This is a genomic window from Sulfobacillus sp. TH-112, assembly GCF_057473405.1.
The window spans coordinates 24,658-34,034 of sequence record NZ_JBYCKN010000133.1 but is presented as its reverse complement, the minus strand read 5'-3'; the positions used below and the strand labels follow the sequence as shown (position 1 = coordinate 34,034).

Genomic DNA, 9,377 nt, shown 5'->3' with positions numbered 1-9,377 from the left:
CTGCGCGCAGGTATAAATGCATGTCGGTTGCCACCTGATCATTGCGGCTGCGAGCGGTATGGAGATAGCCCGCATCCTCGCCGATGATTTCATGCAGTCGACCTTCCACGTTCATGTGGACGTCTTCCCACTCAGGATTGGCAGACAAATGATGGGTTTCCCACTCGTTTAGAATTTGTTTGAGGCCATCTTGAATTTTTTGAGATACTGGGGAGGTAATGATCTGACATTTCTCAAGCATTTGGACATGGGCGAGTGATCCTTGGACATCATAAGGAAGAAGACGCCAGTCAAATTGCACAGACGACAAGAATCCTGCCACCTCTTTGCCTAGCTGCTCCTTTAGACGCTCACTGCGCGCCATCTCCTTCATGACAGCACCTTATCTCTCATCGTGGCCGCGTACACTTGACTCGGTAGGCCCCACAGGCGAATAAATCCCGCGGCGTCTTGGTGACTAAATTGGCTCGCCTCAAACGTGGCAAGTTCCGGTGAATACAGCGTGCGGGGTGCGTCGGTGACGGTCTCTGCCGTAACCTGCCCCTTATAGAGCTTCACGGTGACCGACCCGGTGACAGGTTCACTGGCTGTGCTGACAAAGCTTAATAATGATCGTGTTAAGGGAGAAAACCATAAGCCGTCATAGAGGAGTCGTGCTAGCCGATCGCTGACCTGCGTCATAAACTGTGCTAAATCGCGATCCCAGGTGAGTGTCGTTAAGGCATGGTGAGCGGCATAGAGAATGGTGCCACCGGGCGTCTCATAGACGCCGCGGGACTTAATCCCTACTAAACGGTTTTCTACCATGGTCACGCGTCCGACACCATGTTGGGATCCGTACTGGTTTAATTGTTCCATCAGCGCCACGGCGGGCGTTGGACTGCCGTTCAAGTGGGTCGGTACACCTTGGGTAAAGCGAATGGTGAGCCACTCTGGATCGTTGGGAGCCAACTCTGGAGAGTGTGTCCAGGTATATACATCATCGGGGACCGGAGCGGTAGGGTCTTCGAGAACGCCACCTTCGTGGCTTACATGCCAGAGATTCTCATCGCGAGAATAGGGCGATTGGGGTGTCGAATCCACCGGGACTTGGTGAGCTTTGGCATAGTCCATTTCGTCTTGACGTCCCTTTAAGTCCCATAGACGCCAGGGGGCAATAATGGTGAGATTGGGATCGAGTGCCATGACGCCCACTTCAAAGCGAACCTGATCGTTGCCTTTTCCGGTGGCGCCATGGGCCACGGCATCGGCTCCAAATTGATGGGCTCCTTCTACAAGCTGAGCTGCAATTAGCGGACGCGCTATCGCGGTTCCTAGAAGGTATTGTCCTTCATAGCGTGCTTCGCAAGCTAGCATGGGAAAGGCGATATCGCGAAGCAATTCATCGCGACAGTCGGGAATATAGACGTCTTTGGCACCAGATGCAATTGCCTTTGCGCTAAGTCGTTGAAAGTCCTCTTTTTGGCCCACATTGACGATGACCGCATAGACCTCGGCCTGGTAGTGCTCCTTAAGCCAAGGGATAATCACCGAGGTATCCAGTCCGCCAGAATAAGCAAGGGCAATTCGGCGTGTGGGTGTTAACGAAAGCGTCATGAAAGTTATCCTCCTATTACGGCTGAGCTATCTGACAACACATGATAGAGCGCACTTTTTTGAACCCACAGGCGGTTCTCTGCTTCATCAAAAACCGCCGAATGAGGGCCTTCCAATACCTCGTCGGTCACTTCTTCACCGCGATGGGCAGGCAGGCAATGGAGAAAGATTGATTGTGCCTTGGCATGCGACATGAGTGACGCATTCACTTGATACGGCGACATGACCTCTTTCTTCAATTGAGCCAGATCGGGGTTGTCTGCCATGGATTGAAACACATCAGTCACGACCACGTCGGCTCCTTTCACCGCAGCCACGGCATCGTCAGTGACGTGGATGGTAGCTCCCGTCAATTGGGCCTCGGCGACTGCCCAATTCACGAGATCTGATGGTGGTTGAAACGATGGTGGAGAGGCAATCCATACATCCATTCCGAGCTTGGCACCCAGCACCAAGAACGAATTGGCCATGTTATTACCGTCGCCTAGATAGGCCAGTTTAATACCGCTCATGTGGCCAAACTTTTCCCACACGGTGAGTACATCGGCTAGTGCTTGAAAGGGATGCATACGATTAGTGAGGGCATTAAACACCGGGCAAGAAGCCCACTTTTGCCACTCTTGCAAGGTTTCGTGCTGTTTAACCCGCGCAACGACTCCAGTAACATAGCGAGACATCACTCGAGCGGTGTCTTTGATGGGCTCGCCGCGTCCCAACTGGCTTTGATTCCATTCAAAGACCACGGCAGAGGCGCCCATACTTTCGATGGCTACTTGAAAAGAGACGCGGGTGCGAGTCGACGGAAGTTCGAATATCAACGCCACATGCTGACCTTCCAGAGCGTGGCGAAACGACGGTGAGAATGGCTCTTGCTTCATGATGCGGGCGGTGTACAGTACGCGTTGAATTTCTGATGGAGACCACTCCATAAGAGAAATGACAGAACGCATTTTCAGTGTTTCATTCAATGCAAGAGTTTGCACCATAGCGGTACCCTCCTAGTAATGAGATACGCTAGAGTATACATCTATGTGCATAAATATGCTATAGATCAATGAAAAATCTATGGTCGTAAGATTCTCTTCATGGTGACGGCGGCCGCTTCGTCTTGAAGTATTAGAAGCACTGTGTCATCACCAGCAATAGTTCCTACAAGTCCCTCAACAACCACGTTATCTAATAGCCACGCGATTGAGTGGGCATGACCTGGAAGCACCTTCAGCACTAAAAGATTTTGGGCGCGATTGAGGGAAACAAAAATGTCGAGGAGGCGGTGATGAACCTCATCTAGGGTATAACTGGGAGGACTCATTGGGATTGCATATTTATACCTGCCTTGCGAACCCATGACTTTGGTGAGTTGTAGTTCTTTAATGTCTCGTGAAATGGTTGCTTGGGTCACATTAATGCCTTCTTGCTCCAAGATCATTTGTAAGTCTTCCTGGGTCTCGATGTCCTGATGGCTCACGATGGCTCGAATTCTCGCCAAGCGCTCATCTTTGGTCATGGTCAGGGTACCGTCCTTCCCGTTCTAGCTAGCGACTGATTGTCTTCAGTATGCCAGAATTGCAGCAAAAGAGTACGATGGGAATGACAATATGAGGTTCATAGTCAAACCGATTCATGGGAGGCATGAGAGTGGCAACCAAACGACATCTGTTTATCGCCGCCTTGTCCGAACTCATCGGGACGGGACTACTTATTGCTGTAGGATGCTCGTTTGTGGTACTTGACTTTGCCAAGGGCAGTCCAGTGGTTCACTATATTCCGAGTGATGGTTTAAGACGGGCTATGACCGGATTGTTATTTGGCACGACTGGCGGCCTTATTGCTCTTTCTAAGGTCGGGAAAACGAGCGGAGCGCATATTAATCCTGTAGTGACATTGGCGTTTTGGATGCAACAGAAGATGGCGCCTCGACTGGCCTTAATGTATGTAGTGGCTCAATGCCTAGGAGCCATTTTGGGTGCGGCGGCCCTGAGAGTATGGGGACCATGGACGATGGCGACCCATTATGCGGCGACGGTTCCCGGACCCCGGGGGGCCGGAATCGCGGTGCTGGGAGAAGGGATTACAACCTTTTGCTTGGTGATGAGTCTATTTATATTCCTTGCACACCGATCGCTTCGTCGCTATACCCCAGGAATTTTTCCAATACTTTATGCGGTGATGGTGTATCTTGAGGCGCCTTGGTCCGGAACCAGTACGAACCCGGCGCGTAGCTTGGGACCAGCGGTGCTGTCACATGTCTGGACCAGTTGGTGGGTCTATCTGGTCGGACCGTTGGCAGGTACGTTAGTGGGAATCTTCGTATTAAGCATTATACTGCCGAAGTTAGAGTGGGAGGTCGAGGTGGCGAAACTCTATTATTTTCAGCATGACCCCTATCATCTCTTTCACTTTAAAAGGGGGCAGTGGAAATCGATAGACAAAAAGGCTACACATCATGACTCATAGAATACGAGTGGATGAATGGCAACCACGAACCCCTCGCGAGCCATGCCATGCAGGGAGCGAGAGGTTAACTCGGATACGATATTAGGCGTGACGTGTTCCATGATGCACCGGCATGGCCATAATGGTCGGAATGGTGATTAAGGTCAGTGCAATGAGAATCCATACGGTGAGCGCGTCCGATGTTTGCGCAGCGACATAGGTGAGAGGAATGACCATAATCGCGCCGAGCCCATTAGCCAGTCCCAACGCCACCCCGGATCCGAGCGCCGGATTTTCAGAAAAAATATCTTGCCCAATCAGTGTCGTGGTTGAGGAAGCACCAAAGAGGGCGATGCCCATAATCCCCAATGTAGGCCAGATCCAGACGCCGTGAAGGGTATTAAAGGCCATGAGACTTAAAATGGCGAGGAGACTGGTGGAAAATAAGACGAACCGTTTACCAATGCGATCATTGAGACCTCCTCCTCCAAGATTGCCGATAATGCCGACGCCAATCAGGACACTCACTAATGCCGCCCCGGTGACTAATGATCCCCCCTCTTTGTGCCACATAATCGGGGCTAGGGTGATAATTTCATAAATGGTGGCCGATCGGACTAAGGCATAGGCTAATAAGGCGGATGCGGGTTTAATGTGTCGATCAAAGGCAATGGGAGGTCGCTGATTGGTCCGCTTGGGTTGTGCCGGAATGGCTTTGACAATCCAAGGATAGGTTAAAATTAGTGGCACAGCCAATAACCAAATCCATTGCAGCCCATAGTGATGCACCACTAATCCCGCTGCCAGTGGACCTAAACTGCGACCAATTTCTCCTCCCACTAAAAATACTGCCATTCCCAATCCCTGACGCTTGCCTACGTGCGTTCTGGTGATGGAGAGAGCCTGAGGATGAAAGGCGGTATTGCCGATTCCCGTTAAAAGAAGAAACGATAGAATGAGCCAGATGGGATGCGAAAACCCTACCATCGCTGCGGCAACGGTGCTTAGGACTACACCGCCGAGCACTAAGGATCGACCACCGATGCGATCGGCAATCCATCCAGACAACGGCTGTAGAGATTGCCCCAATAGCAGGGCGGTCATAAACGACCCGGCCAAGGCTTCTGGAACGTGACGTTCAGTTAAAATAAAAGGTAGCACGCCAGGTAAGTAATTGGCGATGCCATCGTTAAGAAAGTGCGTCCAGGAGAGCCATGATAAGATATTAATAGACAATCCGGTATTTTGCTCAGCATGAGACGCAGTTGCCACAAAAGAAACCTCCGCTAATGTTTTGTAACCCATGTTAGCATATTGTCTTCTACTATGAGAGACCCTATCCATGGCAAATGATGTGTAGTGCTCGCACCATTTGTGAAGATCTTCATCCGAGTCGACTATCGAAATGAACCAAGAGCGGGGCACGTGAGCCGCGATCCGTTGATGGAAATCAGTATCTTTTGTCACGCTACCTTAGAATCTCCGCGTCGTGTAACGGCAAAGCAATCGCTTAGAGATCCTCATATCGTGCATAGTGCGCTCGCAGGATGAGCGCCTACTGTAGAATGAGTTGTAACAAAAGGGTTCCGTTGCATCTGACGTTCACAGCAAGAGAAGGAGTGGACGTTCACAAGAATTGATTGTCATCCTTCGCGTAGACCCTAAAACTAGTTACACTAAATCGTGTTCGAGTATCATCAAAAAGATAGATCGATTTTGCCGTAATGATCGGATATTAGGATAGAGAGGGGATTCCATGGCCGATCACGAGCACGACATTCTTCGCCGCATGGCCGCGGGGGATCAAGAGGCAATGATGCAATTTTATGATCAGTATTTTGGAGTGGTCGCTGGATTTTGCCGCAAATTGATTTCAGACCGAGAAGCGGCGGACGAAGTCATTCAAGACACTTTCTGGCAGGTATGGCGAACCGCCGGCCTGTACGACGCAGGTCGAGCTCCCGTGATTGGCTGGATACTTACGATTGCTCGTTCGCGCGCTATCGACCGCTTGAGAAAAATAGCACGCCAGCCCGATGCAGCGGCATTAGACGAGGCGGTCGGGTTGTCTCCTACTGCGGTTGGTACGGTAGAAGGTGCCGTATTGCAACACGAACAGGAAGAGAGTCTCTATGAGGCGCTCAATGGATTACCGGAGGCTCAGCGAACCATGATTTATGCCGTTTACCTTCGCGGCCAGACTGCAGAAGAAGCGTCTATGAGGCAAAAAATTCCCTTAGGAACTGCTAAAACGCGATTGCGACTCGGGCTCGATAAATTGCGACGAATGATGGAGGTGAGTACGGATGAGCCATGAAGAACTAATGCAAAATGTGCCGCTTCTTGCAGCGGACGCTCTCACCCAGGATGAGTCTCGTCTTGTGCGCATTCATTTGTCGCAGTGTGACGAGTGTCAAATGGCGTTTGAGGAATATCAGAAGGTTCTAGGGATCATGGCGAATCCTGAATACCAGATTGATGAAACCGGTAAAGAGGACATGCGCGCTAAGTTTCAAAATAGGCTAAGTGAGGATAGTCATTCGGTTAAGAGGCCAGAAAAGCTTGAAGCGCATGGTTCGACGATACACTGGAAGCCTATCCTAGCGTGGGCGGCAAGTATCCTGATAGCCCTAGGTGGATGGGCTAGTGCGCTACATTATCGGCAAACCGCTCAGCAGACGAAGAATGTACTGCATCTCATGGCCAGTGGACATCCTGTGTCACTGACCAGTAGCACGGGACAATATCGCGCGGTGCTCTACCTGAAAGATAATCGCGCAGTGGTCTGGGCCAGCGGCTTACCTCATTTGACCGCTAGCAATGTTTACGAGGGATGGTGGATTGAAAATGGGCACCCCGTGAGGGCTGGCACATTCGATCGGCTGCCCACCGAGATGACTATTCCGGCCTCGAGCCCGGACGCATTTGCGATTACCATTGAACCTGCCGGAGGTACCAGTGCCCCGACAACGCCGGTGTTGGTGATAGGGAGTGTGCATACGTGAGGTAGGATGACGACTCAGGACCAGGGAAGTTGAGGCAGGGATGACATTATACCTCAAATAGCATACCGTTGACGAGGTTGAGCTCCTGTCTCAGCATCAGGTTGCCGCGAACTACAAAGGTGGGTCTTCCTCCGAGCGCTCCTCACAAACGGCTTGCGATAGTCATAGGGCATAGTAGTGGCACCCCGGGGCACTCTTGACATACCCTTGGGGATGATTCTAGGGGGGGATTTGGCATGAGGCTCCCAGTCACCGTCCCCGCGCCTGTCTCGTCAAATCGAGCACTGGCCGGGTTGGGGTGATACTGTGAGATACCGGGGTGCTCCGATGACCCAACCCAGAATGTCATCATCGAAGCATGCTATGGGGAGATTGAGAAAACGGAGCATTGGTAGGGCGAAGCAGCCTTAGAGGACCTTAGCGGGAATTTTGGCAGTTGCAAGGTCTTTGGGTGCAGTACTATTATGTTCTCATGCGCAGAGACTCTTCGGCAATGCGGCGATATCGTTGCCACATTCCTTAGGGATGACGCCGCTTGAGCTTTATCCCAATGGCGTCGGCCCCAAGGGTACACAACGAATTATCGCATCTGCAAGGTGACCGGACGGGATGATCGTTCACCGACTTTTTTTACGGCGGTTCCGGTAGCGACCACTTCCATGACATCTTCTGAACGATGGATAATTTCTAAATTCACATTGACGATAGTATCGGCACCTAAGTCCGTTGCTTCCGACTTCATGCGCTGTAAAGCTAATTCGCGGGCGTCATACATGAGTTGCGTCAATTGAGTCAACTCTCCCCGTTGTAATCCCTTAAAGGCAGTGGCAATCCCCCCTGCAACCCCCATCGACATCACGCTATTACCCAAAACGAATCCGACCGGTTCATAGCCGGAATCGGTGACTAACCAAAAGTCCATGGCGCTGAGATTGCTAGTCGCAGCACCTTGAGAAGACTTGCTTTTGAGTGCCTTGAGTTGTTCTTCAACATCTTTCATATCCGCTATTTGATTGTTGTTGCCAACGCCAAAAGCCATAATCCACCTCCGAATTTCAACCGCTAGGACATTCTGCTACACCACGATGAATCTCGTGAGATTAAGAAGTCTCTCTGGGTAAGGGCCCAACGATGCAAGACAACAAGGTTAATTTAGCGCAGAGAGATTCCCCGATCAGCTTTAGTATAGGTCAACAGGTCTTTCAGGCACAGTGATTGAGGCGCCGAAAGAACCGTCGAATAGAAGAAGTGAGATGATTTCAGTGATGGCAATAGAACGGCTGCTCCTTGGTCGAGTGCCACATAACATAATAGTCAATCGGCTCTAGTTGTTACTTAATTTTTCGTGGGGCTTCTGTCGCGTATCCTATAGGGTGACCCCTTCTTGGGAAGAGCTAGCCGTTGCCGTTGTGACTCAAAAGAGAGGCGACGGTTCGAGCACTATTGGGATATCGCTGCTTTAGAATTCAGCGATCTAGTTGCAAAGCGCTCTTAGCCAGTTTGTCTTCGGGAAAACAAGGAAATGACCGGCAGCGATTCTTGAGAGAGTTTTTTGTGGTTGTTAGGTGTCGTCCTACTCTGCAGAATGCTGAGTGCTAGAAGAGCCCACAAGCCTCCGCTATTAATATCGGTGGCGTAGGTCAACCAGAACATGCCCGCCTCTTGCATAAAAATCCAAGCGGTGAGCGCTAATAGAAGAAGCGCTACAGCGCCGATTGTCCGTGTCGGACGAAGCAGGAGTAAGATCGCAGCGAGTAGGCAAGCGATGGAAAAGAGCTTGGCTTCCACCCCTCCAAACCCGGTTGTTGCCACAGGATACACCCAAGCCTCGAAGGCGCTTAGAAGCCATCCAATAGCGGACGCGGTGACCGCTATTGATTGTGACCAACGATGAAATGGTTTGGGGGAATCCTTTACCGGCCATACAATGACGGCGATTAGCACATAAAGCAGGGCGGCTCCGGGGGCGCCGACCGAAAGGCTCCATTGGTGTGCCAGGATATTGCCGAGACCTTCGCCAAAGAGCCATACCAAGAGTCCCCAACCAATGGAGATCGAAAGTATCCAGCGCAGTTTCCAGTTAAGAAGTAAGGCGGTGCCGATACCCACTTGGAGGATGATAATCATGAGATTAAACAACCAGACTGGGTGTGCTAAGCTAATTTCCCAACGTACGACATGATTGATCCACGGTAATTGGCCGGGAAAGATGTTGGAGGCGACGTTCACCCGAAGAAAGCCCGTGGTAAACATTGCCGGACGTAATTGCAATAATCCATCAAAGAGCCAAATAGCTCCGAGTATGCGCTGTATTCCTAGTCGCGTCATCATTGTTCCTCC

General features: G+C 51.0%; 10 protein-coding genes. 3 read left to right on the top strand and 7 right to left on the bottom strand.

Features of this window, described 5'->3' with window-relative positions; genetic code table 11:
* From ACOJWD_RS09460 to argR, 4 genes are all read right to left on the bottom strand, one after another.
* Positions 1–373 (bottom strand): lyase family protein (locus ACOJWD_RS09460; RefSeq protein ID WP_486992980.1); only part of this gene is annotated, 373 nt, incomplete at its 3' end.
* On the bottom strand, positions 370–1,596 hold the full coding sequence (locus ACOJWD_RS09455) for an argininosuccinate synthase (RefSeq protein ID WP_486992979.1): 1,227 nt from the start codon (positions 1,594–1,596) through the stop codon (positions 370–372). The genes ACOJWD_RS09455 and ACOJWD_RS09460, both read right to left, overlap by 4 nt.
* 5 nt (positions 1,597–1,601) lie before the next feature.
* The gene (argF, locus tag ACOJWD_RS09450; RefSeq protein ID WP_486992978.1) at positions 1,602–2,582 is read right to left on the bottom strand and encodes an ornithine carbamoyltransferase; all 981 of its coding nucleotides are present in this window, start codon (positions 2,580–2,582) and stop codon (positions 1,602–1,604) included.
* Positions 2,583–2,659: 77 nt separating this feature from the next.
* Positions 2,660–3,103, bottom strand: coding sequence for an arginine repressor (argR, locus tag ACOJWD_RS09445; protein ID WP_486992977.1), 444 nt, complete (start codon positions 3,101–3,103; stop codon positions 2,660–2,662).
* A 131-nt stretch (positions 3,104–3,234) separates the two neighbouring features.
* Here argR and ACOJWD_RS09440 point away from each other — a divergent pair, with 131 nt between their 5' ends.
* Positions 3,235–4,053 (top strand): MIP/aquaporin family protein, encoded by an 819-nt coding sequence (locus ACOJWD_RS09440; RefSeq protein ID WP_486992976.1) that lies wholly within the window; start codon positions 3,235–3,237, stop codon positions 4,051–4,053.
* Positions 4,054–4,134: 81 nt separating this feature from the next.
* Here ACOJWD_RS09440 and ACOJWD_RS09435 read toward each other — a convergent pair whose 3' ends face one another.
* Positions 4,135–5,304 (bottom strand): MFS transporter, encoded by a 1,170-nt coding sequence (locus tag ACOJWD_RS09435; protein ID WP_486992975.1) that lies wholly within the window; start codon positions 5,302–5,304, stop codon positions 4,135–4,137.
* Between the two features lie 484 nt (positions 5,305–5,788).
* On the opposite strand from ACOJWD_RS09435, the gene ACOJWD_RS09430 reads away from it, so the two are divergent.
* On the top strand, positions 5,789–6,349 hold the full coding sequence (locus ACOJWD_RS09430; RefSeq protein WP_486992974.1) for an RNA polymerase sigma factor: 561 nt from the start codon (positions 5,789–5,791) through the stop codon (positions 6,347–6,349).
* Positions 6,339–7,037, top strand: a complete 699-nt coding sequence (locus tag ACOJWD_RS09425) for an anti-sigma factor (protein ID WP_486992973.1) — start codon at positions 6,339–6,341, stop codon at positions 7,035–7,037. The genes ACOJWD_RS09430 and ACOJWD_RS09425 overlap by 11 nt, the downstream gene beginning before the upstream one ends.
* A 580-nt stretch (positions 7,038–7,617) precedes the next feature.
* On the opposite strand, the gene ACOJWD_RS09420 is transcribed toward ACOJWD_RS09425, so the two are convergent.
* Entirely contained in the window at positions 7,618–8,076 is a 459-nt protein-coding gene (locus tag ACOJWD_RS09420; protein WP_486992972.1) for a YbjQ family protein, read from the bottom strand.
* 452 nt (positions 8,077–8,528) lie between these two features.
* A complete protein-coding gene (locus ACOJWD_RS09415) occupies positions 8,529–9,365 on the bottom strand; it encodes a hypothetical protein (protein WP_486992971.1) in 837 nt (278 codons plus the stop codon).
* Positions 9,366–9,377: the final 12 nt, after the last annotated feature.